Genomic DNA, 23,476 nt, shown 5'->3' with positions numbered 1-23,476 from the left:
TAGGGGCATGCTCCGTTGGCTCACTGCCGGAGAGTCGCACGGCCCTGAGCTCGTCGCGATCCTCGAGGGTCTTCCCGCCGGTATCCCCGTTTCGCTCGACGATATTCGTGCTGACCTCGCACGCCGCAAGCTCGGCTACGGCCGAGGTGCGCGCATGAAGTTCGAGCAAGACGAGTTGGCGATCTCGGGCGGCGTACGCCACGGCCTGAGCCTCGGCAGCCCCGTCGCGCTGCGTATCGGCAACACCGAGTGGCCGAAGTGGCAGGAGGTGATGAGCCCCGAGCCCATCGACCCCGCCAGGCTCGGCCGCGGTCGCGGCGCCGCGCTCACGCGCCCGCGCCCCGGGCACGCCGACCTCGTCGGCATGCAGAAGTACGGCTTCGACGAGGCCCGCCCGGTGCTCGAGCGCGCGAGCGCCCGTGAGACCGCGGCTCGTGTCGCGCTCGGCGCCGTCGCTCGATCCTTCCTCGCCGAGCTCGGCATCCGGCTCGTCGCGCACACGCTCGCGATCGGCCCGGTGCGGGTGCCCGAGGGCCGCCCACTGCCGACGCCCGACGACGTCGACCTGCTCGACGCCGATCCGCTGCGCTGCTTCGACCCCGAGACCTCCGCGGCGATGGTCGCAGAGGTCGACCTCGCACACAAGGAGGGCGACACCCTCGGCGGCGTCGTCGAGGTGCTCGCCTACGGCGTTCCGCCCGGTCTCGGCTCGCACGTGCACTGGGACCGGCGTCTCGACGCGCAGCTCGCCGCCGCCCTCATGGGCATCCAGGCGATCAAGGGCGTCGAGGTCGGCGACGGCTTCGAGACCACGCGTCGCCGCGGCTCGGCCGCGCACGACGAACTGCACGTCGAGGGCGGCCGCATCGCACGCTCGAGCGATCGTGCCGGCGGCACCGAGGGCGGCATGTCCACCGGCACCGTGCTGCGCGTGCGCGCCGGCATGAAGCCCATCGCGACCGTGCCGCACGCACTGCCGACCGTCGACGTGGCCACCGGCGAGGCCGCGGCGGCCCACCACCAGCGCTCCGACGTCGTCGCCGTGCCGGCAGCCGGCGTCGTGGCGGAGGCGATGGTCGCCCTCACCCTCGCGAACGCCGTGCTCGAGAAGTTCGGCGGCGACTCGGTCGACGAGACCCGGCGCAACCTCGAGTCCTACCTCGCGGCGATCCCCGACACGCTCCGCACGGCCGTCGCTGCTGCGGGCACCGCGGCAGATCGTGTCTGACACGCCGCGTCTCGCACTGCCGATCGTGCTCGTCGGCCCGATGGGCGCCGGCAAGTCCCGGGTCGGGCAGCGGCTCGCGGCATCCGTCGGCGCACCGTTCGTCGACACCGACCTGCGCATCGCCGAGCGCTACGGACCGATCGAGGAGATCTTCGACCGCGAGGGCGAGGAGTACTTCCGCATCGTCGAACGCGAGGTGGTCGACGAGGCGCTCCGCGAAGAGGCCGTGATCTCGCTCGGCGGCGGTGCCGTGCTGCACGACGACACCCGCGACGACCTCGCGGGCCTCCCTGTCGTGTGGCTGCAGGTCTCAGCGTCCGCGGTCGCACCGCGGCTCACCGGTGGCAACCGACCGCTGCTCGCCGATGGCGGCATCGAGCGGTGGAGTGCCATCCTCGAGGCCCGCCGCCCCATCTACGAGTCGGTCGCCGACTTCAGCATCGACACCTCGCGCCGCTCGGTCGCGCGGATCGTCGACGACATCACCGCGCACTTCGGAGGAACACGATGACCGCAGACGAGACCCGCACGAGCATCCGCGTCGGCGGCGAATCGGGCTACGACGTGATCATCGGCCGCGGGGTGCTCGCCGAGCTCGGCGACGCGATCGGCGCAGAGGCCACCAAGGTGCTCATCGTGCACCCCGCGACGCTCGGTGCACGAGCCGCAGAGTTGCGCGAGGCGCTCTCCGATCGGTATCAGGTGCTGCTCGCGGAGGTGCCCGACGCCGAGGCCGGCAAGCGCGTCGAGGTCGCCGCCTTCTGCTGGCAGGTGCTCGGACAGGCCGACTTCACCCGTACCGACGCGGTCGTCGGGTTCGGCGGGGGAGCGATCACCGACCTCGCGGGCTTCGTCGCCGCGACCTGGCTCCGGGGCGTGAAGGTCGTGCAGGTGCCGACCACGGTGCTCGGCATGGTCGACGCCGCCGTCGGCGGCAAGACCGGCATCAACACCAACGAGGGCAAGAACCTCGTGGGCGCCTTCCATGCGCCGGCGGCCGTGATCTGCGACCTCGACACGCTCGACACACTGCCGAAGAACGAGATCCTCGCAGGCTTCGCCGAGATCGCGAAGGCGGGATTCATCCGCTACCCCGAGATCCTCGACATCATCGAGGCCGACCCCGAGGTCGCGACCGACCCGGCGACCCCGCAGTTCCGCCGCGTGATCGAGCTCGCGATCCAGATGAAGGCCGACGTCGTCTCCGAGGACTTCACCGAGCAGGGGCTCCGCGAGATCCTGAACTACGGCCACACGCTCGGTCACGCCGTCGAGCACGCCGAGCGGTACCAGTGGCGCCACGGCGCCGCGGTCGCCGTGGGCATGGCGTTCGCGGCCGAACTCGGCCGTCTCTCGGGCCGGCTCCCCGACGAGGTCGCCGACCGGCACAAGCGCGTGCTCGACCTGCTGAGCCTGCCGACGTCCTACCCGGCCGGCCGCTGGAACACGCTCCTCGCGACGATGCAGCGCGACAAGAAGGCGCGCGCGGGTCAGTTGCGCTTCATCGTGCTCGACGACCTGGCCAAGCCCACGGTCATGCTCGCTCCCGACCCGTCGCTGCTCTTCGCGGCGTACCAGGAGATCGCGTCCTGAGCACAGCGAACAGGGGCGAGCGAATGCCTCGGGCATCCACTCACCCCTGATCGGGATGAGCCCGATCAGCCCGCGATCACGGCGCCGAGGCCGGGGTTGTCGCTGAAGAAGCCGTCGAGTCCCTCGTCGAGGAACACCCGGAGCTCGCCGGCGAAGTCGCCGATGCCTGCGGGGTCTGCGCTCGACCGGAACTCGGCCGGGAGGAACGCGTTCTCGCGGCGGAACGTCCATCCGTGCACCTCGAGGCCGGCCGCATGCGCGTCGGCGATGAGCGTCGTCGGCGCGCCGAGCGTGCCGATCGCCGTTCGGGGGATGACGAGGCTCTTCTCCACGCCGACGCCATCGGCGTACCTCGCGATCTCGGCGAGTCCCACGGGCGTCACGAGGTCGGCGTACGTGCGCGTATCACCGGCGAGCGTGAAGTCGAACGGACGACCGCTCGAGTTGACGAGCTGGGCGAGTGCGACGTCGGTGGCGCCGGCGAGCTCACGGAGGTTGGCCGTCTCGAAGCTCTGCACGACGACCGGCGAATCGGCCTCGTCGAGCCCGTTGCGGGCGAGCTCGGCGACGAGCAGCTCCTCGAGCGAGAGGCCGATCGCGTCGAAGTAGCTCGGGTGCTTCGTCTCGGGGTAGACGCCGACCGGCAGGCCGTCGCAACTCACCGAGTGACGGGCGAGGTCGAGCACCTCGTCGAGGGTGGGCACCTGGTAGAGGCCGTCGAACGCGGTGTTCTCGGGGCGGATCTGCGGGAGCCGCTCGACGGCGCGCAGCGTTTTCAACTCGGCGAGCGTGAAGTCCTCGGTGAACCAGCCTGTGACCGAGACGCCGTCGATGACCTTCGTCGCTTTGCGGTCGGCGAAGGCCGGACGGCTCCCGACGTCCGTCGTGCCGCTGATCTCGTTCTCGTGACGGGCGACGAGCACGCCGTCCTTCGTCGAGACCACGTCGGGTTCGATGAAGTCGGCGCACTCGTTGATCGCCGTCTCGTAGGCGGCGAGGGTGTGCTCAGGGCGGGACCCGCTCGCGCCGCGATGCGCCACGACGGTGACGTCGGAGGGCTGGACTCGCGTGCGATCGAGGTCGATGACGTCGATCTCGGTGTCGTCGGGGACGCCGGCGATGCGCGCGTCGTTGCCGGGGTAGTTGTTGTCGTTGGCGATCAAGAGGTCGCCGTTCTTCAACTGCACGACGGTCTCGAACGACTGCACCGGCAGCGAGAACGGGTCGCCCGTGCCGTAGCCGTCGCCCGCGCCGAGCAGGTCGGGGTTCGCGATGCGCAGCGCATCGAGCACGAGGGTCTTCTCCAGCTTGCCCTCGGCATCGGAGCGGGTGAGGTCGACCTCGTAGATGCGCTTCGTCACCGACTGGTCGCCCTCGAAGTCGTCGCGTTCGACGAGCAGCAGCACGCCGTTGCGCACGGCGAAGGCGTCGCCGATCACGTTGGCGTCCTGATCGGTCTCGTAGTTCCAGGTCCGACCCGTGTACGCGCCCGCTTTGGTGTCGAACTCGAGGATCTCGCGGCGACGGAGGTCCGCGTCGTCCGCGTAGGACCCTTCGACGATCGGGTAGAGATAGCGTCCGTTCACCGACGATGCGAGCGCCTCGAACCCGCGGCTCGCCCGTACGCGCGGCGTCTCGCCGGCCTCGAGGTAAGGATTCTGCGGCGACTTCGCGCCGTCGGGCATCGGGTGCGGCTTCTCGAGCAGGGTGCCGTCGGCAGCGAAGTGGAGGAGGAATGGGCCGAACTCCTCTCCAACCCAGAAGGTGCCGTCCTTCGCACGGACGACGGACTCGACGTCGAAGTCGGCGCCGGTCAGCAGGCGATCGGGTGTCGTCTCATTCACGATCGGGAAGTCGAGCACGTCGTTCGCGTCGTTGTACGAGACGAACCGCTCGACCTGGATCTCGCCGGTGCCGCCCTCCGCCGTCTGCCACACCGGACGGACGAGGTAGTTGCGGAGCAGGAAGTCGGCGGAGTTGCCCTTCGCGCCGAAGCCGTTGTCTGGCTGGGCCCAGAAGGTGCCGTCGCCATTGTCGATCATCGCCGAGAAGCCCGGGATGACCTGGCCGGCGAAGGGTCCGGTGCGGCCGTTCACCGGAGTGGTGAGCGCCGCTCCACTGGCGGGGCCCGCCTCGAGGTGGTCGGCCGAGAGCGTCGCCCGGGCGACGAGGGTGGGCTCCGTCTTCTTGACGGACGGTCCGTTCGGCCCGTCGTTGCCGGCGGCGTTCGCGGGCGAGGAGGTGAGGATGGCGGCCGCGGTGGCGGCCACCGCGGCGAGGGCGAGGAAGCGCGTCTGCGCGCGTGGGATGCGATGTGCCATGCTCGCAACCCAATCGGGCCGAGGGCACGGGCACGTGTCCGGCCGCGATCACGATGCCGACCAACCGGTGAACACGAGGTGCGCTCGCAGCGCGAGGCGCCGCCCGAGTCACCGCGCCGCCCGCCGGTGGATAGGCTTCTGGCATGACGACGATCCTCGTGCTCAACGGCCCGAACCTCGGCCGGCTCGGTACCCGTGAACCCGAGGTCTACGGCAGCGAGAGCCTCGCCGACATCCGGGACTCGATCGCAGCCTCGGTGCCGGGCGATGTCGACATCGACCTGCGCCAGAGCGACGACGAGGCCGAGCTCATCGGCTGGATCCACGAGGCGGTCGACCGGAGGCTGCCGGTCGTGCTGAACCCGGCGGCCTTCACTCACTACAGCTACGCCCTTCGCGACGCCGCCGCACAGCTGAAGCAGGCCGGCGTGCCGCTCGTCGAGGTGCACCTCTCGAACCCGCACACGCGCGAGACGTTCCGCCACACGAGCGTGATCTCCGGTGTCGCCACCGGGGTGATCGCGGGCTTCGGCAGCGATTCGTACCGCATGGCGGTCGAGTGGGTGCTGCGTCAGTCCTGAGTCCGCGCCCGCAGCGCTGCGCCGTCGTCGAGGCGCCGGGGTGCGAGGCGTGCATTGGCGCAGTCCCGACCGAGCGACTAAACTCGACCGACTGAACTTCTGCGGCCGATCTCCCGGCCGAGCCTCTTCGCAACTGAACGGAACACACACGCATGGCAAGCACCGCTGACATCAAGAACGGCGTCGTCCTCTCCATCGACGGTCAGCTCTGGAGCGTCATCGAGTTCCAGCACGTCAAGCCCGGCAAGGGCGGTGCGTTCGTGCGCACCAAGCTGAAGAACGTCGTGTCGGGCAAGGTCGTCGACCGCACGTACAACGCGGGCGCGAAGATCGAGATCGAGAACGTCGACCGCCGCGACTTCACCTACCTGTACGCCGATGGCGACGGGTTCGTCTTCATGGACCAGAGCGACTACGACCAGATCACCGTGCCCGGCACGGTCGTCGGCGACGCCGCGAACTTCATGCTCGAGAACCAGTCGGTGACCGTCGCGCTGAACAACGGCAACCCGCTCTACGTCGAGCTTCCGGCCTCCGTCGTGCTCGAGATCACCTACACGGAGCCGGGCCTGCAGGGCGACCGCTCCACCGGTGGCACGAAGTCCGCGACCGTCGAGACCGGCTACGAGATCCAGGTGCCGCTCTTCCTCGAGACCGGTACCAAGGTCAAGGTCGACACCCGCACGGGCGACTACCTCGGCCGCGTGAACGACTAGTGAGCGCCCGTACCAAGGCGCGCAAGCGCGCGCTCGACCTGCTGTACTCGGCCGACATGCGTCAGGTGCCGGTCGAGCAGATGCTCGTCGTCGAGGCCGAGAAGGCTGCGAGCGAGCCCGAGCGTGCCGCCTCGTGGCTGTATGCGCGCGAGATCGTCGACGGCATCGTCGACAACCGCGCTGAGATCGACGAGCTCATCGAGACGCACTCGCACGGCTGGACCCTCGAGCGCATGCCCGCGGTCGACCGCGCGATCCTGCGCATCGGCGTGTGGGAGATCATCCACAACGACGCCGTGCCCGACCCGGTGGCGATCTCCGAGGCCGTCGAAGCGGCCACGGTGCTGTCGACCGACGACTCGGCCGGCTTCGTCAACGGCCTGCTCGCGGCGATCTCGCACTCGAAGGCCTGAGCCGGGGTCACTCGCTCAACCGGAGCGGGCCTCGAGCAGGTCCAGTGTGTGCTCGACGACCTCGCGTGGTCCATCGTGCGCCGACAGCGACGCCGAGAGGCGAGCGGCATTCGCCCGGTACGAGCCGTCGGCCGCGACTCGCCGCCACGCCCTGAGGATCGCGCGTGCGCTCGGGGTGCCAGTGCGCAGATTCACGCCGGCGCCTGCCCAGGCGACTCGGGCGGCGATCTCCGGCTTGTCGAGGTCGCCGCCGGCGACGATGAGCGGGATGCCGCGCGCCAGTGCCGCCAGCACGCCGCCCCAGCCGCCGTTCGTGACCATGACGTCGACGTGCGGCAGCAGGGCGTCGTATGGGACGAACCTCGCGACGCGCGCGTTCGGCGGCGCGCGGAACGGCAGCCCCGCGGCATCCGCCTGCCCGGTCGCCGCGACGAGCAGCAGTCGCTGCCGGCCCAGCGCGGTGAACGACGGCTCGATGAGGTCGTGCGGGTCGACGTTCAGCGTGCCCTGGGTGACGTGCACGACCGGATCCGCGGATGACTCGACGTCGGGCCACCACGGCGGGAGGCCGGCGTCGTTCGTGTGCGGCCGGGTGAGTTCGCCCACGAACACGACCTGCGTGCCGAGATCCGAGCGCGGGTACTCGAGTTCGGGGACGCCCGACGCGCAGACGAGGTGCGGAGAGATGAAGGCCTGTTCCAATGAGAGCGCGTCGGGTGGCAGGCCGGCTCGGGCTCGATCCTCGGCGTACGCACGCTGGATTCCGCGCGACACCACGCGCGTCAGGCTGCGCAGTGCGCGATCGCGCAGCCGCCCGGCGATCCCCCTCGCCGGCGGGAGCCCGAGGATCGGCGGGGGCAGGTCGCGGCTCGGGATGGTCAGCGGCACGATGCTGACCGTGACCCACGGCGTCGCGGTCAGCTCGGACGCGAAATGCGCGCCGATGCTGAGCCCGTCGGCGACGATGACGTCCCAGGCCTGCTCGGCGAAGGCACGCGTGAGATCGGCGGCCTGATCGGCGCCGGTTCGCACGAACAACTGCTCGACGTTCGTGAGCATCTGCCGAGGGCCCTTCCTGCCTTGCAATTCGGGAAAGGTGGCCGGCAGGTCGTGCTCGTCGAAGTCGGGCGCGGACGACCAAGTCACGACCCGGGCGCCGACGGCGGCGAACCGGTCGGCGTGCGCCGCTCCCGTGTAGACGCGGACCCCGTGTCCGTCCGCCACGAACGCCTCGGCGACCGCCGCCAGGGGTGCGACATGGCCGTGGAACGGCATCACGGCGATCATCACCTCGACCATGCCCGATTCCAGCACGTTCGGGCGGTGCGCCGTGACCCGCGCTCGGGGGGTTCTGCGCACGTGTCCCTGAGATCGCGGTCGGTGGAACCCCCGACCGCGATTCAGCGGCACTCCCGACGACGGGAGACCGCTGCGGCGATGTGATGAGTGTGCCGCCGATTCCGGCCGGCATCTCCCACCTTGCTCTCGGAAGGAGCACCATGTCCAGCACCACCATCGGCACCGGCCGCGTCGCGACCGGTGCCGGTCTCGACTCGATCCTCGATCGCGCGAACGCCGCCCAGGCAGTCGTCCAGCGCTTCCTCGCCCGCGCAGGAGTCCCCGCGCTCCGCGTCTCGCTCGGCCTCGTGTTCCTCGTCTTCGGCGCCCTGAAGTTCTTCCCCGGCATGAGCCCGGTCGAGTCGCTCGTGACCCGAACCTGGAACGCGCTGTCGTTCGGCGTGGTCGACGGCTACGCAGCGCTCGCCCTGACGGGTGCGCTCGAGGTGTTCGTCGGCCTCACCCTCGTGACGGGCATGTTGCTCCGCATCGGCCTGCTCGCTCTCGCGGCGACCTTCGTGGGCGTGTTCTCGCCACTCGTGTTCTTCGGCGGCGAGCTGTTCACCGCGACGGGGCCGACGCTGACCGCGCAGTACATCCTCAAGGACATCGTGCTCGTGGCCGCGGCGATGGTGATCGCGGCGAAGGCATTCACGCGTCCGATCCGGTGATCCCATGCGTTCGGCGCGCCTCGCCCACGGCCCCCTCCGCCTGCGGAAGGGGGCCGTTCGCGGCATCCGATAGGATCGAAGCACGTTGACAACCTTTAAGGCCGTCCTGTGAGGCGGAGAAGGGAGTCGTTTGATGGCACGTGCCGTGCTCAGTCAAGCTGACATCTCGCGGGCGCTGACCCGCATCTCGCACGAGATCCTCGAGTCCAACCGCGGAAGCTCCGATCTCGTCATCCTCGGTATCCCGACCAGGGGCGTGATCCTCGCCCGTCGCATCGCCGAGACCATCGCCCGCATCGAGCCCGACGCCGCGCCGCCGCAGGCTGGGGCGCTCGACGTCACGATGTACCGCGACGACCTCACCCGCACTCGCACGCGCACGCCGCAGCCGACCGAGCTGCCGGCCGGCGGCATCGACGGCAAGACGGTCGTGCTCGTCGACGACGTGCTGTACTCGGGCCGCACGATCCGAGCCGCGTTCGACGCCCTCAGCGACCTCGGCCGCGCCCGCGCGGTGCGGCTCGCGGTGCTCGTCGACCGCGGTCACCGCGAGTTCCCGATCCGCGCCGACTTCGTGGGAAAGAACCTGCCGAGCTCGACCCGCGAGCGCATCAACGTGCGCCTCGCCGAGATCGACGGCGACGACGGCGTCGCGATCGACGACGGCCTCGCGGCCGAGGACGGCCTCGCGGCCGAGGGCGGCGAGGAGTGATGCGGCACCTGCTCAGCACCCGCGAGCTCTCCCGCGAGCAGGCCATCGAGATCCTCGACATCGCCGAGGACATGGCCGCCGTACAGGAGCGCGAGGTCAAGAAGCTGCCGACGCTGCGCGGAAAGACGGTCGTGAACCTCTTCTTCGAGGACTCGACCCGTACCCGAATCTCGTTCGAGGCGGCCGCCAAGCGCCTCTCGGCCGACGTCATCAACTTCAGCGCGAAGGGCTCGAGCGTCTCCAAGGGCGAGAGCCTGAAGGACACGGCGCAGACCCTGCAGGCGATGGGCGCCGACGGCGTGGTGATCCGTCACCACGCCTCGGGGGCGCCGTACACGCTCGCGACGAGCGGATGGATCGACGCCGGCGTCGTCAACGCCGGCGACGGCACGCACGAGCACCCCACGCAGGCGCTGCTCGACGCCTTCACGATGCGCCGGCGCCTGCACGGCGCAGCATCCCGGGGGCGCGACCTCGACGGCGTGCACGTCGTCATCGTCGGTGACGTGCTGCACTCACGGGTCGCCCGATCGAACGTCTGGCTGCTCGCGACCCTCGGCGCCGAGGTCGAGCTCGTCGCCCCGCCGACCCTCGTGCCGGTCGACACGAGCTCCTGGCCGGCCCGCGTCGGCTACGACCTCGACGCCGCCCTCGCCGGCACCCCCGACGTCGTCATGATGCTGCGCATCCAGGCGGAGCGCATGCACGCGGCGTTCTTCCCGAACAGCCGCGAATACGCGCGCACCTGGGGTCTGGACGATGCCAGGTTCGACGCGCTGCCCCCCAGTACGATGGTGATGCACCCCGGCCCGATGAATCGCGGGCTCGAGATCGCCGCCCGCGCAGCCGACTCCCAGCAGTCGACGGTGCGCGAGCAGGTTGCGAACGGAGTTTCAGTGAGAATGGCCGCCCTCTATCTGTTGATGTCCGGCGATCGGGGCGACGCCTGATGAGCGAACGTTTCCTGATCACCGGTGCCACCCTCCCTGGTGGCGAGCGCGCCGACATCCTGCTCGAGGGCGGCGTCATCGCCGGCGTCGGCAGCATTGCGGATGCCGCGGGCGCGACGGTCGTCGACGCCGACGGGCTCATCGCCCTGCCCGGCCTCGTCGACCTGCACACGCACCTCCGCGAGCCCGGATACGAGCAGAGCGAGACCGTGCTGACCGGCACGCAGGCAGCAGCCGCCGGCGGCTTCACCGCGGTGTTCGCGATGGCCAACACCTTCCCCGTGGCCGACACGGCGGGCGTTGTCGAGCAGGAGGCGAGCCTCGGCCGCGCCGCCGGCTACGCGACCGTGCAGCCGATCGGCGCCGTGACCGTCGGGCTCAAGGGCGAGCAGCTCGCCGAGCTCGGCGCGATGGCGCGGTCACGTGCGAACGTGCGGGTCTTCTCCGACGACGGCTTCTGCGTCTCCGACCCGTTGCTCATGCGCCGGGCCCTCGAATACGTCAAGGCCTTCGACGGGGTGATCGCGCAGCACGCCCAGGAGCCCCGACTCACCGAGGGTGCGCAGATGAACGAGGGTGCGCTGTCGGGCGAGCTCGGCCTGACCGGCTGGCCGGCAGTGGCTGAAGAGTCGATCATCGCCCGCGACGTGCTCCTCGCCGAGCACGTGGGCTCCCGCCTGCACGTGTGCCACGTCTCCACCGCCGGATCCATCGAGGTGATCCGCTGGGCGAAGGCCCGCGGCATCGACGTGACCGCCGAGGTGACGCCCCACCACCTGCTGCTCACCGAAGACCTCATCGCGGGCTACGACCCCCGGTTCAAGGTCAACCCGCCGCTGCGCCGCGCCGAAGACGTCGAGGCGCTGCGCGCCGCCCTCGCCGACGGCACGATCGACATCGTCGCGACCGACCACGCGCCGCACCCGGTCGAGGCGAAGGAGAGCGAGTGGCAGGCCGCCGCCAACGGCATGGTCGGCCTCGAGTCGGCCCTCTCCGTCGTGCACGCCGCCGTCGTCGAGACGGGCCTCATGAACTGGGCGGATGTCGCGCGCGTGCTGTCGTCGGCCCCGGCCCGCATCGGCCGTCTGCACGGCCACGGCGAGTCGATCGCCGTGGGTGCTGCTCCCGAGCTGACGCTCTACGACCCCTCCGCGGCAGCAGAGTTCGACCTCGACCGGCTCGCCGGCCGCAGCACGAACTCGCCCTACCTCGGACGTCGCCTGCCGGGGCGCGTCGTCGCCACGTTCCACGGCGGCTACCCGACCTTCCTCGACGGCGCGGTGCGTCCGATCGACGAGGTCGCCCGCAACGCGGCATCCGCTCAGGGGGTCGCACATGGATAAGGTGATCGGCGCCGTCGTCGCGATCGCCGTCGTGGCACTCGTCGGCTGGCTCATGTACCGCTCGTGGAAGCGGCGCACCAAGCGCGACGAGTCGCTCGGCTCGTACCCCGTGCCCGCCGAGCACGGCGCCCCGACGGTCGACGCCGAGGTGCTCTACGTCGCGACGACCCCGCTCGGCGAACCGCTCGAACGGCTCGCGGTGCACGGACTCGCGTTCCGCGGCTCCGGTCACGTCGAGGTGCTCCCCGAAGGCGTGATCCTCCGCATCGCGGGGGAGTCGCTGACCTTCATCCCGGCCGACCGCCTCGTCGGAGCGCAGCTCGCGAGCTACGCCATCGACCGCGGCGTCGAGCCCGAGGGCCTCGTCGCCCTCACCTGGATCGCCCAGGAGCGGGGAACGACCGAACCGGTCGAACCCCGAGTCGACAGCTATGTACGCGCCCGGTACCCGGGCGACCCCGCCAGGATCGTCCAGGCGGTCAACGACATCGCCGCCGCGCCAGCAGCGCCGCGGTCGGAACACGACATCGCCGCAGCGCCCACCGCGCTTCGGCCAGAGCAGGAGAGTGAGGCCTCGCATGACTGAGACCCCCGCCGGCACGAGCGAATCCGCCGTGCTCGTCCTCGAAGACGGACGCCGCTACGAGGGACGCGCCTACGGCGCCCGCGGCCGCACCCTCGGCGAAGCCGTCTTCGCCACCGGCATGACCGGCTACCAGGAGACCCTGACCGACCCGTCGTACGCCGGGCAGATCGTCATGATGACCGCGCCGCACATCGGCAACACGGGCATGAACGATGAAGACATGGAGTCGGCCCGCATCTGGGTGGCCGGCTTCATCGTGCGCGACCCCTCCCGCGTCGTCTCGAACTTCCGCTCGCAGCGGAGCCTCGACGACGACCTCGACTCGTCGGGCGTCGTCGGCATCAGCGGCATCGACACGCGAGCGCTCACCCGCCACCTGCGTTCGGCCGGCGCCATGCGGGCCGGCATCTTCTCAGGCGATGACGCGCTGCTCACCCCCGGCGAGCAGCTCGACCTCGTGCAGAGCGGCGCGGCGATGACCGGTGCGAACCTGTCGGGCGCCGTCTCGACCAGCGAGCCGTACACGCTCGCGGCCGAAGGCGAGCGCGTCGGATCCGTCGCGGTCCTCGACCTCGGCGTGAAGACGTCGACCCTCAAATACCTCGCCGAGCGCGGCTTCGACGTGCACGTCGTTCCGCAGTCGATCACGGCTGAAGAGGTGCTGGCCCTCGCGCCCGACGCACTGTTCTTCTCGAACGGGCCCGGCGACCCCGCGGCATCCGACCGCCATGTCGACCTGCTGCGCACCACGCTCCGCGAGGGGCTGCCGTACTTCGGCATCTGCTTCGGCAACCAGCTGCTCGGCCGCGCACTCGGCTTCGGCACCTACAAGCTGCCCTTCGGCCACCGTGGCATCAACCAGCCGGTGCTCGACAAGGCCACCGGCCGCGTCGAGATCACCGCGCACAACCACGGCTTCGCCGTCGACGCCCCCATCGACCGCGTGAGCGAGTCGAGCGAGGGCTTCGGCCGCGTCGAGGTCAGCCACTACGGGCTCAACGACAACGTGGTCGAGGGGCTCAACTGCCTCGACATCCCCGCGTTCAGCGTGCAGTACCACCCAGAGTCGGCGGCCGGCCCGCACGATGCGAACTATCTCTTCGACCGATTCCGCGACATGGTGATCGCGAACACGACGACGAGCACCGCGACCGAAGGAAGCAACGAGTAATGCCCAAGCGCGACGACATCAACAGCGTCCTCGTCATCGGATCCGGTCCGATCGTCATCGGACAGGCCGCCGAGTTCGACTACTCGGGCACCCAGGCGTGCCGCGTGCTCCGCGAGGAGGGCGTGCGGGTCATCCTCGTGAACCCGAACCCCGCGACGATCATGACCGACCCCGACTTCGCCGACGCGACGTACATCGAGCCGATCACGCCCGAGATCATCGAGTCGATCATCATCAAGGAGAAGCCCGACGCGGTGCTGCCGACCCTCGGCGGCCAGACGGCGCTGAACGCGGCCATCGCGCTGCACGACGCCGGCATCCTCGAGAAGCACGGCGTCGAGCTGATCGGCGCGAAGGTCGACGCCATCCGCAAGGGTGAAGACCGCCAGCTCTTCAAGGACCTCGTGATCGAGGCCGGCGCCGGTGTCGCCCGGTCGCACGTCGCGAAGACGCTCGAGCAGGCGAAGGAGTTCGCCCTCGACCTCGGCTACCCGCTCGTGGTGCGCCCGTCGTTCACGATGGGCGGCCTCGGCTCGGGCTTCGCCTACACCGAGCAAGACCTCGTTCGCATCGTCACCCAGGGCCTGCACGACTCGCCCACGACCGAGGTGCTCCTCGAGGAGTCGATCCTCGGCTGGAAGGAGTACGAGCTCGAGCTCATGCGCGATACGGCCGACAACACGGTCGTCGTCTGCTCGATCGAGAACGTCGACCCGGTCGGCGTGCACACCGGCGATTCGATCACCGTGGCACCCGCCCTCACGCTGACCGATCGCGAGTTCCAGCACCTGCGCGACATCGGCATCGACATCATCCGCGCCGTCGGCGTCGACACCGGCGGCTGCAACATCCAGTTCGCGATCGACCCGGCCGACGGCCGCGTCATCGTGATCGAGATGAACCCGCGCGTCTCCCGCTCGAGCGCGCTCGCCTCGAAGGCCACCGGCTTCCCGATCGCGAAGATCGCCGCGAAGCTCGCCATCGGCTACCGCCTCGACGAGATCCCGAACGACATCACGCGGGTGACCCCGGCGTCGTTCGAGCCGACGCTCGACTACGTCGTCGTCAAGGTACCCCGCTTCGCGTTCGAGAAGTTCCCGGCCGCCGACCCCACCCTGACGACGACCATGAAGTCCGTCGGCGAGGCCATGGCGATCGGCCGCAACTACGCGACCGCGCTGCAGAAGGCGCTCCGCTCGCTCGAGAAGCGCGGCTCCTCCTTCCACTGGGGCGAAGAGGAGCGCGGGATCGAGGAGCTCCTCGAGGTGGCCTCGGTGCCGACCGACGGCCGCATCGTGGTCGTGCAGCAGGCGCTCCGCAAGGGCGCCACGATCGAGCAGCTCTTCGAGGCGACGAAGATCGACCCGTGGTTCCTCGACCAGATCGTGCTCATCAACGAGGTCGCCGAGACCATCGCCGCAGCCGACAACCTCGACACCGAACTCCTCCTGCTCGCGAAGGACCACGGCTTCTCCGACGCCCAGATCGGCCAGCTCCGCGGCTTCGGCGAGGCCGACGCCCGCGAAGTGCGCCACATCCTCGGCATCCGCCCGGTCTACAAGACGGTCGACACGTGCGCGGGGGAGTTCCCTGCGCTCACGCCGTACCACTACTCGAGCTACGACCAGGAGACCGAGGTGGAGCCGAGCGACCGCCGCAAGGTCGTCATCCTCGGCTCGGGGCCGAACCGCATCGGCCAGGGCGTCGAGTTCGACTACTCGTGCGTGCACGCCTCGTTCGCCCTCTCGGCCGCGGGCTTCGAGACGATCATGATCAACTGCAACCCCGAGACGGTCTCGACCGACTACGACACGAGCGACCGGCTGTACTTCGAGCCGCTCACGCTCGAAGACGTGCTCGAGGTCATCCACGCCGAGTCGCAGTCGGGCGAGCTCGTCGGAGTCGTCGTGCAGCTCGGCGGCCAGACGGCGCTCGGGCTCGCCAAGGGCCTCGAGGCCGCAGGCATCCCGATCCTCGGCACGACCCCCGATGCGATCGACCTCGCCGAAGAGCGCGGGCTCTTCTCCGGCATCCTCGACGCGGCGGGCCTCCTCGCCCCGAAGAACGGCACCGCGACCGACCTCGCGGGAGCCGTGCACGTCGCCGAGGGCATCGGCTACCCGGTGCTCGTGCGCCCGAGCTACGTGCTCGGCGGTCGCGGCATGGAGATCGTGTACGACTCGGCGTCGCTCGCCGATTACTTCGCACGCATCGAGGGTCAGGGCATCGTCGGACCGACGCATCCGCTGCTCGTCGACCGGTTCCTCGACGACGCGATCGAGATCGACGTCGACGCACTCTACGACGGCACCGACCTCTACATCGGCGGCGTCATGGAGCACATCGAGGAGGCCGGCATCCACTCCGGCGACTCGAGCTGCACCCTGCCGCCCGTGACCCTCGGCCGCGCCGAGGTCGATCGGGTCCGCGAGGCGACCCGCGCGATCGCCGAGGGCATCGGCGTTCGCGGCCTGCTCAACGTGCAGTTCGCGATCGGCGCCGGGGTGCTCTACGTGCTCGAGGCGAACCCGCGTGCCAGCCGCACGGTGCCCTTCGTCTCGAAGGCGCTCGGCATCCCGCTCGCGAAGGCCGCATCGCGCATCATGGTCGGCGCGACCGTCGCCGAGCTCATCGCCGAGGGCATGCTCCCGGCGAACGACGGCTCGCGAGTGCCGCTCGACGCGCCGGTCGCCGTGAAGGAGGCGGTGCTGCCGTTCAGCCGTTTCCGCACCCGCGAGGGCCTCATCGTCGACTCCGTGCTGGGCCCCGAGATGCGCTCGACCGGCGAGGTCATGGGCATCGACAAGGACTTCCCGACGGCGTTCGCGAAGAGCCAGCTCGCGGCCTACGGCGGCATGCCCACATCGGGCACCGTGTTCGTCTCGGTCTCCGACCGCGACAAGCGCTCGATCATCCTGCCGGTGCTGCGCCTGCAGCAGCTCGGCTACGACGTCGCGGCGACCGAGGGCACCGCCGAGGTGCTGCGTCGCAACGGCATCCGTGCGAAGGAAGTGCTGAAGTTCAGCGAGAAGACGAGCGAAGACTCGGCCTCCGTGGTCGAGCTCATCCACCGCGGTGAGGTCGACGTCGTCGTGAACACGCCGAGCGGGCGTTCGTCGCGCGCCGACGGCTACGAGATCCGTGCCGCGGCCGTCGCGTCCGACATCCCGCTCTTCACGACCATCGCGGAGCTCTCGGCGGCGGTCGCATCGCTCGACGTGCAGCGCGACGGCTTCGAGGTCACGAGCCTGCAGGAGTACGGCCTTCGTCGGGAGGCGAACGCATGACCGACGTGACCCCGTTCGGCGACCGGCTCGCGGCCGCCTTCGCGGCCTCAGGCAAGCTGTGCGTCGGCATCGACCCACACGCGTCGCTCCTCGACGGGTGGGGGCTTCCCGACTCGGCAGAGGGCGTGCGCGAGTTCGGGCTGCGCACGGTCGATGCCGTCGCGGGTCGCGCCGGCATCGTGAAGCCGCAGGTGGCCTTCTTCGAGCGCCACGGCGCCGCCGGCTATGCAGCCCTCGAGCGGGTGCTGGCCGAGGCCCGCGACGCCGGCCTGCTCGTGATCGCCGATGTGAAGCGCGGCGACATCGGCTCGAGCGTCGAGGCGTACGGGCAGGCCTGGCTCACGCCGGGCTCGAGCCTCGAGGCCGACGCCATGACGATCAGCGCCTACCAGGGACTCGGCTCGATCACGGGCGTGCTCGAGGCGGCCGAGGCGGTCGGCAAGGGCGCCTTCGTGCTGGCTGCGACGTCCAATCCCGAGGCGGCGGCCATCCAGCGCGCCGTGCTGCAGCAGTCGAGCCGTGCCGGCTCGACGGTGGCGGAGGCCGTCACGGCGGGCGTCATCGGCTGGAACGAGGGGCGAGCGGATGCCGCGAAGCGGGCGCTCGGCTCGGTCGGCGTCGTGCTCGGCGCGACGGCCGACCTGCGCAGTTCGGGCATCGACCTCGACGTCGATCCGCCGCGACCAGGGCTGCCGGTGCTGGCGCCGGGGTTCGGCCACCAGGGCGCCGAGCTCCGCGATCTGCGGGCGATCTTCGGGTCGCTCGCCGGCGGCGTCATCGTGAGCGAGTCGCGATCGCTCCTCGGCGCGGGGCCCGACGGCCTCGCCGAGGCGATCAGGCGACGCGTCGACGAGGTCGGAGCCGCGAGTGTCTGAGCCGACGACCGTCACCGGGGCCACGCGTCCCTCGCCGCCCGACGTCGACCGCGTCGCGGCCTCTCGCGCCGCCGTCGCCGCACGTCGCGCCCGCGCGACCGTCAAGTCCGCGATCGCGGCGGGCTCACGGAGCCCCCTCGACGTGCTGCGCGAGGCGTTCGAGTCGCCCGAGGGCGTCGAGGGGCGCCTCCGGGTCACCGAGTTCCTCACCTCGATCCCCGCGATCGGGCAGACGAAGTCGGCACGCATCATGGAGGACCTCGAGATCTCGCCGTCCAAGCGACTCGGCGGCCTCGGCCGGCTGCAGCGCCGGCGTCTTCGCGAGTTCCTTGCCGACTGGGTCTCGTCGCACGGCGGCACCGGCGACCGCCTCGTCGTGCTCGCCGGCCCGACCGCGGTCGGCAAGGGCACCGTCGCCGAGTACATCCGGCGCCATCACCCCGACGTGCGTCTCTCGGTGTCGGCGACGACGCGTCGGCCGCGACCCGGCGAGGTCGAGGGCGAGAGCTACTTCTTCGTCGACGACGCCGAGTTCGATCGCATGGTCGAGGCCGGCGAACTGCTCGAGTGGGCGACCGTGCACAACGCGTCGCGCTACGGCACGCCCCGCAAGGCCGTCGAAGAGGCGATCGCCGCCGGCAACAGCGTGCTGCTCGAGATCGACATCCAGGGCGCCCGCTCGGTTCGCCGCGCCGCGCCCGAGGCGACGCTCGTCTTCCTGCTGCCGCCGAGCTGGGACGAACTCGTGCGCCGGCTCGTCGGCCGCGGCACCGAGAGCCCGGCTGAACAGCAGCGCCGGCTCGAGACCGCGAAGGTCGAATTGGCGGCCGTCGAGGAGTTCGACCACCAGGTCGTGAACCACGACGTCGCCGAAGCGGCGCAGGAGGTCGTAGACTTGATGAGATCTCGCAAGGGTCGGCGTTGAGCTGCCCTCGTCACGACTTTCCGCGCACCGAGGGTGCGCACCCCACGATCTAAGGAGTCATTCCATGGCTGAGAAGCTGTCCGGCATCATCGATCCGCCCATCGACGACCTGCTCTCGAAGGTCGACTCGAAGTACCAACTGGTCATCTTCGCGTCCAAGCGCGCGCGCCAGATCAACGACTACTACGCCGACCTGCACGAAGGCAGCCTCTTCGACAACGTCGGCCCGCTCGTGGACTCCTCGATCGACGACAAGCCGCTGTCGGTCGCGATGCACGAGATCAACGAAGACAAGCTCCGGCTCCGCCCGATCGCCGAGTGATCCGGAGGGCCGGATGACTCGGCTCAACATCGTCGTCGGCATCACCGGCGGCATCGCCGCGTACAAGGCCGTCGGCGTCGTGCGCGCGCTCGTGCTCGCCGGCCATGACGTGCACGTCGTGCCGACCGAGGGCGCGCTGCGCTTCGTCGGTCGGCCGACGCTCGAGGCGATCTCCCGCAACCCGGTGCACACCGAGTTGTACGAGGGCGTCGCCGAGGTGCGGCACGTCGCGATCGGGCAGGCGGCCGACCTCATCGTCATCGCCCCAGCGACGGCGAACTCCATCGCGAAGCTCGCGACGGGTCTCGCCGACGACCTGCTCGGCAACACGCTACTGGCGAGCGAGGCGCCCGTCGTCATCGCACCGGCCATGCATACCGAGATGTGGCGGCACCCCGCCACGCAGGCGAACGTCGAGACGCTCCGTTCGCGCGGCGTCACGATCGTGGGCCCCGCGGTCGGCCAGCTCACGGGCGCCGACAGCGGCCCCGGCCGCATGGAGGAGCCCGACGAGATCGTTCGCGCCGCGCTCGAACGGGTGTTGGGCGACAGCGCGAGCGCCGAGGCATCCGCTCATCGAGCCGATCTCGCAGGCCGCCACGTCGTCGTGAGCGCCGGCGGTACCCGCGAACCCCTCGATCCCGTGCGCTTTCTCGGCAACCGCTCGAGTGGCAAGCAGGGCATCGCGATCGCCGAGGCCGCTCGAGAGCGCGGCGCCCGTGTCACGCTCATCGCCGCGAACCTCGAGGTCGCCGAGCCCGACGGCTGCGATGTCCGCCGTGTCTCGACCGCGCTCGAACTGCAGGCCGCGGTGACCGAGGCGGCTCAGGGGGCCGACGTCGTCGTGATGGCCGCCGCCGTCGCCGACTATCGCCCGTCGAGCGTCAGCGAGGGCAAGATCAAGAAAGACCAGAGCGACGACGGGTTGACGCTCGAGCTCGTGCGCAATCCCGACATCCTCGCGGGACTCGGCCAAGCGCCGCACCCGGGCACACTGCTCGTGGGCTTCGCCGCCGAGACGGAGCCCGATGACGAGCGACTCATCGCGCTCGGCCGCGGAAAGCGCGAGGCGAAGGGTGCCGACCTGCTCGTCGTCAACCGCGTCGGCTGGAACGAGGGCTTCGCGAGCGACGAGAACCGCGTCGTCGTGATCGGTCGTGACGGCGGCGTCGTCACGCGAGCACACGGAACGAAACAGTCGGTGGCGCATGACATCCTCGATGTGGTGGTCACCGAAGTGACCGCTGCGACTGCCGCGACGACCTCGAAGGAACACGAGCCCACTCCATGACCGCACTCCGCCGCTTCACGTCCGAGTCCGTCACCGAGGGTCACCCCGACAAGCTGTGCGACCAGATCTCCGACTCGATCCTCGATGCGCTGCTCCGCGAAGACCCCCACAGCCGAGTCGCCGTCGAGACGCTCGTGACGACCGGGCTCGTGCACGTCGCGGGCGAGGTCACGACGAGCGGGTACGTCGAGATTCCGGCGATCGTGCGCGAGCGGGTCACCTCGATCGGCTACGACTCCTCCGACGCGTGGTTCGACGGGCGCTCATGCGGTGTCTCGGTGTCGATCGGCGGCCAGTCGCCCGACATCGCCCAGGGCGTCGATCACGCGTTCGAATCCCGCGAGGGCTCGAGCGAAGACGCCCTCGACATGCAGGGCGCCGGCGACCAGGGCATCATGTTCGGCTACGCCACGCGCGAGACCCCCGAGCTCATGCCCGTGCCGATCTGGCTCGCGCACCGTCTCGCCGAACGGCTCTCCGCCGTGCGCAAGAGCGGCGAGCTCGACTACCTCCGCCCCGACGGCAAGACCCAGGTCACGATCGGCTACGACGGCCAGGTGCCGAAGACGGTCGAGACGGTCGTGCTCTCGACGCAGCACACGCTCGCCGTGTCGACCGCGCAGCTTCGCGCAGAGGTCGAGGAGCTCGTGATCCGCCCGGTGCTCGACACGGTCGAACTGACCCGGCCCGAGCTCGACGTGCTCATCAATCCCACCGGCCGCTTCGAGATCGGCGGCCCGCAGGGCGACGCCGGCCTCACCGGCCGCAAGATCATCATCGACACCTACGGCGGGGCGAGCCGGCACGGCGGCGGCGCGTTCAGCGGCAAGGACCCGTCGAAGGTCGACCGTTCGGCGGCGTACGCGATGCGCTGGGTCGCCAAGAACGCGGTTGCTGCCGGTCTCGCCGACCGTCTCGAGCTGCAGGTGGCGTACGCCATCGGCAAGGCGGCGCCCGTCGGGCTCTACGTCGAGACCTTCGGCACCGGCGCGCTGCCCGACGAGCAGATCACCGCCGCGATCCGCGAGGTGTTCGACCTGCGACCGGCGGCGATCATCCGCGACCTCGACCTGCTGCGGCCGATCTACGCCCAGACCGCGAGCTACGGCCACTTCGGCCGTGAGCTGCCCGACTTCACGTGGGAGCGTCTCGACCGCGTCGACGATCTCCGCTCCGCTGCCGGACTCTGACGTGGCAGGCGGCTCCGTCGCCCGCGTGCTCGTCGATTCGCCGCTGCCGCAACTCGACCAGCTGTTCGACTACGCGGTACCCGATCGGCTCCGCGAGGCCGCCGTCGCCGGGGTGCGCGTGCGCGTGCCGTTGCGTTCGGGCGGCAGGATCGCCAACGGATGGCTCGTCGAGATCGCCTTGTCGAGCGAGTTCGAGGGCCGTCTCAGCGAGCTCGAAGACGTCGTCTCCGAGGTGCCGTTGCTGACTCCCGAGGTGTGGGCGCTCGCCCGCGCGGCGGCCGATCGGGCGGCCGGCAACGCCGGCGACGTCCTGCGGGTGGCGATTCCGAGCCGCTATGTGCGGGCCGAACGGGCATGGCGTGCCGCCGAGCCCGACGCCGGCGAACTGCCCGGCCCGGCCGTACCGATTCCCGGATACGAGCCGGGCCGCATCGAGACGGGCATCGACGCGGGCGAGCGGATGGCGCTGGCCGCCGACCCCCGTCCGGTGCTGCTCTCGTCGGGCGAGTGGGTCGGCGCCTGGGCGGCGACGCTCGCCGCAGCTGCCGCGCACACCCTCGCGGCCGATCGTTCGAGCCTCATCATCGTGCCCGACTACCGCGACCAGGAGCAGCTGCAGGCCGCTCTCGCCGATCGCGTCGACTCGCGCCGGGTGCTCCGCACCGATGCACGGCAGACGGGCGGCGAACGGTTCCGTTCCTTCCTCGAGGCGACGGGCGACGCCGCCCGCGTCGTCATCGGCAACCGCTCGACCGTCTATGCGCCGGCGTCGCGACTCGGCCTCATCGCGATGTGGGACGACGGCGATTCGCTCCAGAACGAGCAGCTCGCGCCGGGCGTGCACCCCCGCGATGCCGCCCTCATCCGGCAGGAGCAGTCGGGCGCCGCGCTGCTCTTCATGGGGCACAGCCGCAGCGTCGAGGTCGAGCGTCTCGTCGAGATCGGCTGGGTGCACGAGGTGCCGGCCGTGCGGCATGTACGGCCCAAGGTCATCCCGACCGAGCAGCAGGCGTCGCCCGAGCCCGGTTCGGCGCGCATCCCGTCGAGCGCCTGGCGGGCGGCGCAACAGGCGATCGTCGACGGTCCGGTGCTCGTGCAGGTGGCGCGGCCGGGTCACGCGCCGATGCTCGCGTGCGACCGCTGCCGTGAGCCCGCGCGATGCGCAGCGTGCGGCGGTGCACTCGTCGTGCCGCGCACCGGCGGCGACCCGCGATGCGTCCTGTGCGGCACGAGCGCGAGCGCCTGGCGGTGCCCGGTCTGCGAGGCCACCAAGCTCCGTGCGGTCACGGTCGGGGCGAGCCGCACCGCCGAAGAACTCGGTCGGGCGTTCCCGAAGGCCCGCGTGATCCTCTCCGACGGCGAACGGCCGGTGCTGAAGGTCGGCGCCGAGCCGGCGCTCGTCGTCGCGACCCGCGGCGCCGAACCCATCGCCGACGGCGGCTACCGTGCCGTGCTCCTCCTCGACGGCGAGCGGATGCTGCTGCGCGAGTCCCTTCGCGTCGCTGAAGACTGCCTGCGCTGGTGGGCCAACGCCGCGGCGCTCGCGGCTCCGGGCTCGCCGGTCTACCTCGTCGGGGTGGCGGGCGCGCTCGCGCAGTCGCTGACGTCGTGGCGGCTCGCCGAGTGGGCGAGCCGGGAGCTCGAGAGCCGGCGGGCGCTGCGGTTCCCGCCCGCCGTGCGCGTGGCGAGTGTGACGGCGGCACCCGCCCTGGTCGCCAGGGCGCTCGACGCCGCTCGCGACGCCGCTCCGGGCGTCGATTCGCTCGGTCCGGTGGCGGCCGACGAGGGACTCGAGCGCGGCATCGTGCGCTTCGACTACGCCGCCGGCGCGGCGGTCGCGAAGGCGCTCCGCGCCGAGATGATCCGGGTCGCTACCGAGCGGCGACGCCCGGTCGCGGGCCAGCCGCCGAAACGTCCGGCGGTGCTCAGGGTGCGCTTCGACGACCCCGAGGTGCCGTAGCCG

At 70.7% G+C, this 23,476-nt stretch carries 21 protein-coding genes; 19 read left to right on the top strand and 2 right to left on the bottom strand.

The features are described from left to right. Window positions 1-7 precede the first annotated feature (7 nt). Genes aroC through aroB form a run of 3 tightly spaced genes read left to right on the top strand, consistent with a single transcriptional unit; the run spans window position 8 to window position 2,821 of the window. Window positions 8-1,228: a chorismate synthase gene (gene aroC, locus VPH61_RS09095; RefSeq protein WP_332063183.1), complete on the top strand. Its 1,221-nt coding sequence runs from the start codon at window positions 8-10 to the stop codon at window positions 1,226-1,228. Beyond that, window positions 1,221-1,739 carry a shikimate kinase gene (locus VPH61_RS09090; RefSeq protein ID WP_332063182.1) on the top strand — a complete coding sequence of 173 codons (519 nt, stop codon included), beginning with the start codon at window positions 1,221-1,223 and terminating at the stop codon, window positions 1,737-1,739. The genes aroC and VPH61_RS09090 overlap by 8 nt, the downstream gene beginning before the upstream one ends. Next, the gene (aroB, locus tag VPH61_RS09085; RefSeq protein WP_332063181.1) at window positions 1,736-2,821 is read left to right on the top strand and encodes a 3-dehydroquinate synthase; all 1,086 of its coding nucleotides are present in this window, start codon (window positions 1,736-1,738) and stop codon (window positions 2,819-2,821) included. Before VPH61_RS09090 ends, aroB begins: the two co-directional genes overlap by 4 nt. A 65-nt stretch (window positions 2,822-2,886) precedes the next feature. Here the strand turns inward: aroB and VPH61_RS09080 are convergent, their stop codons facing one another. Further along, window positions 2,887-5,142 (bottom strand): esterase-like activity of phytase family protein, encoded by a 2,256-nt coding sequence (locus tag VPH61_RS09080; protein WP_332063180.1) that lies wholly within the window; start codon window positions 5,140-5,142, stop codon window positions 2,887-2,889. A 143-nt stretch (window positions 5,143-5,285) separates the two neighbouring features. Here VPH61_RS09080 and VPH61_RS09075 point away from each other — a divergent pair, with 143 nt between their 5' ends. The 3 genes from VPH61_RS09075 to nusB all read left to right on the top strand — a co-directional run bounded on the left by VPH61_RS09075 (window position 5,286) and on the right by nusB (window position 6,852). After that, window positions 5,286-5,723, top strand: coding sequence for a type II 3-dehydroquinate dehydratase (locus tag VPH61_RS09075; RefSeq protein WP_332063179.1), 438 nt, complete (start codon window positions 5,286-5,288; stop codon window positions 5,721-5,723). Between the two features lie 152 nt (window positions 5,724-5,875). Then, a complete protein-coding gene (gene efp, locus VPH61_RS09070; protein WP_332063178.1) occupies window positions 5,876-6,439 on the top strand; it encodes an elongation factor P in 564 nt (187 codons plus the stop codon). Further along, window positions 6,439-6,852, top strand: coding sequence for a transcription antitermination factor NusB (gene nusB / locus VPH61_RS09065; RefSeq protein ID WP_074258922.1), 414 nt, complete (start codon window positions 6,439-6,441; stop codon window positions 6,850-6,852). Before efp ends, nusB begins: the two co-directional genes overlap by 1 nt. A 15-nt stretch (window positions 6,853-6,867) precedes the next feature. On the opposite strand, the gene VPH61_RS09060 is transcribed toward nusB, so the two are convergent. Beyond that, entirely contained in the window at window positions 6,868-8,211 is a 1,344-nt protein-coding gene (locus VPH61_RS09060; protein ID WP_332063177.1) for a glycosyltransferase, read from the bottom strand. 140 nt (window positions 8,212-8,351) lie between these two features. Here VPH61_RS09060 and VPH61_RS09055 point away from each other — a divergent pair, with 140 nt between their 5' ends. From VPH61_RS09055 to VPH61_RS08995, 13 genes are all read left to right on the top strand, one after another. Next, a complete protein-coding gene (locus VPH61_RS09055) occupies window positions 8,352-8,861 on the top strand; it encodes a DoxX family membrane protein (protein ID WP_332063176.1) in 510 nt (169 codons plus the stop codon). A gap of 130 nt (window positions 8,862-8,991) precedes the next feature. After that, the gene (gene pyrR, locus VPH61_RS09050) at window positions 8,992-9,573 is read left to right on the top strand and encodes a bifunctional pyr operon transcriptional regulator/uracil phosphoribosyltransferase PyrR (protein WP_332063175.1); all 582 of its coding nucleotides are present in this window, start codon (window positions 8,992-8,994) and stop codon (window positions 9,571-9,573) included. Then, the gene (locus VPH61_RS09045) at window positions 9,573-10,523 is read left to right on the top strand and encodes an aspartate carbamoyltransferase catalytic subunit (RefSeq protein ID WP_332063174.1); all 951 of its coding nucleotides are present in this window, start codon (window positions 9,573-9,575) and stop codon (window positions 10,521-10,523) included. Before pyrR ends, VPH61_RS09045 begins: the two co-directional genes overlap by 1 nt. Then, the gene (locus VPH61_RS09040; protein WP_332063173.1) at window positions 10,523-11,866 is read left to right on the top strand and encodes a dihydroorotase; all 1,344 of its coding nucleotides are present in this window, start codon (window positions 10,523-10,525) and stop codon (window positions 11,864-11,866) included. The genes VPH61_RS09045 and VPH61_RS09040 overlap by 1 nt, the downstream gene beginning before the upstream one ends. Further along, complete coding sequence (locus tag VPH61_RS09035) at window positions 11,859-12,452, top strand: PH-like domain-containing protein (RefSeq protein WP_332063172.1); 594 nt, start codon at window positions 11,859-11,861, stop codon at window positions 12,450-12,452. The genes VPH61_RS09040 and VPH61_RS09035 overlap by 8 nt, the downstream gene beginning before the upstream one ends. Continuing rightward, entirely contained in the window at window positions 12,445-13,623 is a 1,179-nt protein-coding gene (carA, locus tag VPH61_RS09030) for a glutamine-hydrolyzing carbamoyl-phosphate synthase small subunit (protein WP_332063171.1), read from the top strand. Before VPH61_RS09035 ends, carA begins: the two co-directional genes overlap by 8 nt. Further along, window positions 13,623-16,910: a carbamoyl-phosphate synthase large subunit gene (gene carB / locus VPH61_RS09025; RefSeq protein ID WP_332063170.1), complete on the top strand. Its 3,288-nt coding sequence runs from the start codon at window positions 13,623-13,625 to the stop codon at window positions 16,908-16,910. The genes carA and carB overlap by 1 nt, the downstream gene beginning before the upstream one ends. After that, window positions 16,907-17,785: an orotidine-5'-phosphate decarboxylase gene (gene pyrF / locus VPH61_RS09020; RefSeq protein WP_332063169.1), complete on the top strand. Its 879-nt coding sequence runs from the start codon at window positions 16,907-16,909 to the stop codon at window positions 17,783-17,785. Before carB ends, pyrF begins: the two co-directional genes overlap by 4 nt. Further along, window positions 17,778-18,710 (top strand): guanylate kinase, encoded by a 933-nt coding sequence (gene gmk, locus VPH61_RS09015; protein WP_332063168.1) that lies wholly within the window; start codon window positions 17,778-17,780, stop codon window positions 18,708-18,710. Before pyrF ends, gmk begins: the two co-directional genes overlap by 8 nt. Window positions 18,711-18,774: 64 nt before the next feature. Then, window positions 18,775-19,032, top strand: coding sequence for a DNA-directed RNA polymerase subunit omega (gene rpoZ / locus VPH61_RS09010; RefSeq protein ID WP_056009287.1), 258 nt, complete (start codon window positions 18,775-18,777; stop codon window positions 19,030-19,032). Window positions 19,033-19,045: 13 nt separating this feature from the next. Then, window positions 19,046-20,323: a bifunctional phosphopantothenoylcysteine decarboxylase/phosphopantothenate--cysteine ligase CoaBC gene (gene coaBC / locus VPH61_RS09005; RefSeq protein WP_332063167.1), complete on the top strand. Its 1,278-nt coding sequence runs from the start codon at window positions 19,046-19,048 to the stop codon at window positions 20,321-20,323. After that, window positions 20,320-21,513: a methionine adenosyltransferase gene (metK, locus tag VPH61_RS09000; protein WP_332063166.1), complete on the top strand. Its 1,194-nt coding sequence runs from the start codon at window positions 20,320-20,322 to the stop codon at window positions 21,511-21,513. The genes coaBC and metK overlap by 4 nt, the downstream gene beginning before the upstream one ends. Before the next feature lies 1 nt (window position 21,514). Next, window positions 21,515-23,473, top strand: a complete 1,959-nt coding sequence (locus tag VPH61_RS08995) for a primosomal protein N' (RefSeq protein ID WP_332063165.1) — start codon at window positions 21,515-21,517, stop codon at window positions 23,471-23,473. Window positions 23,474-23,476 lie beyond the last annotated feature (3 nt).

This window comes from Agromyces sp. CCNWLW203, assembly GCF_036576125.1.
In the GTDB taxonomy this organism is placed as follows: domain Bacteria; phylum Actinomycetota; class Actinomycetes; order Actinomycetales; family Microbacteriaceae; genus Agromyces.
This window is presented reverse-complemented; position numbering and strand designations above follow the sequence as displayed.

Excerpts from the sequence above, each read along its gene's own strand:
- aroC (WP_332063183.1), top strand. The coding sequence starts at position 8 with ATGCTCCGTTGGCTCACTGCCGGAGAGTCGCACGGCCCTGAGCTCGTC.
- aroB (WP_332063181.1), top strand. The coding sequence starts at position 1,736 with ATGACCGCAGACGAGACCCGCACGAGCATCCGCGTCGGCGGCGAATCG.
- VPH61_RS09080 (WP_332063180.1), bottom strand. The coding sequence starts at position 5,142 with ATGGCACATCGCATCCCACGCGCGCAGACGCGCTTCCTCGCCCTCGCC.
- VPH61_RS09075 (WP_332063179.1), top strand. The coding sequence starts at position 5,286 with ATGACGACGATCCTCGTGCTCAACGGCCCGAACCTCGGCCGGCTCGGT.
- efp (WP_332063178.1), top strand. The coding sequence starts at position 5,876 with ATGGCAAGCACCGCTGACATCAAGAACGGCGTCGTCCTCTCCATCGAC.
- VPH61_RS09055 (WP_332063176.1), top strand. The coding sequence starts at position 8,352 with ATGTCCAGCACCACCATCGGCACCGGCCGCGTCGCGACCGGTGCCGGT.
- VPH61_RS09045 (WP_332063174.1), top strand. The coding sequence starts at position 9,573 with ATGCGGCACCTGCTCAGCACCCGCGAGCTCTCCCGCGAGCAGGCCATC.
- VPH61_RS09040 (WP_332063173.1), top strand. The coding sequence starts at position 10,523 with ATGAGCGAACGTTTCCTGATCACCGGTGCCACCCTCCCTGGTGGCGAG.
- VPH61_RS09035 (WP_332063172.1), top strand. The coding sequence starts at position 11,859 with ATGGATAAGGTGATCGGCGCCGTCGTCGCGATCGCCGTCGTGGCACTC.
- carA (WP_332063171.1), top strand. The coding sequence starts at position 12,445 with ATGACTGAGACCCCCGCCGGCACGAGCGAATCCGCCGTGCTCGTCCTC.
- carB (WP_332063170.1), top strand. The coding sequence starts at position 13,623 with ATGCCCAAGCGCGACGACATCAACAGCGTCCTCGTCATCGGATCCGGT.
- pyrF (WP_332063169.1), top strand. The coding sequence starts at position 16,907 with ATGACCGACGTGACCCCGTTCGGCGACCGGCTCGCGGCCGCCTTCGCG.
- rpoZ (WP_056009287.1), top strand. The coding sequence starts at position 18,775 with ATGGCTGAGAAGCTGTCCGGCATCATCGATCCGCCCATCGACGACCTG.
- coaBC (WP_332063167.1), top strand. The coding sequence starts at position 19,046 with ATGACTCGGCTCAACATCGTCGTCGGCATCACCGGCGGCATCGCCGCG.
- metK (WP_332063166.1), top strand. The coding sequence starts at position 20,320 with ATGACCGCACTCCGCCGCTTCACGTCCGAGTCCGTCACCGAGGGTCAC.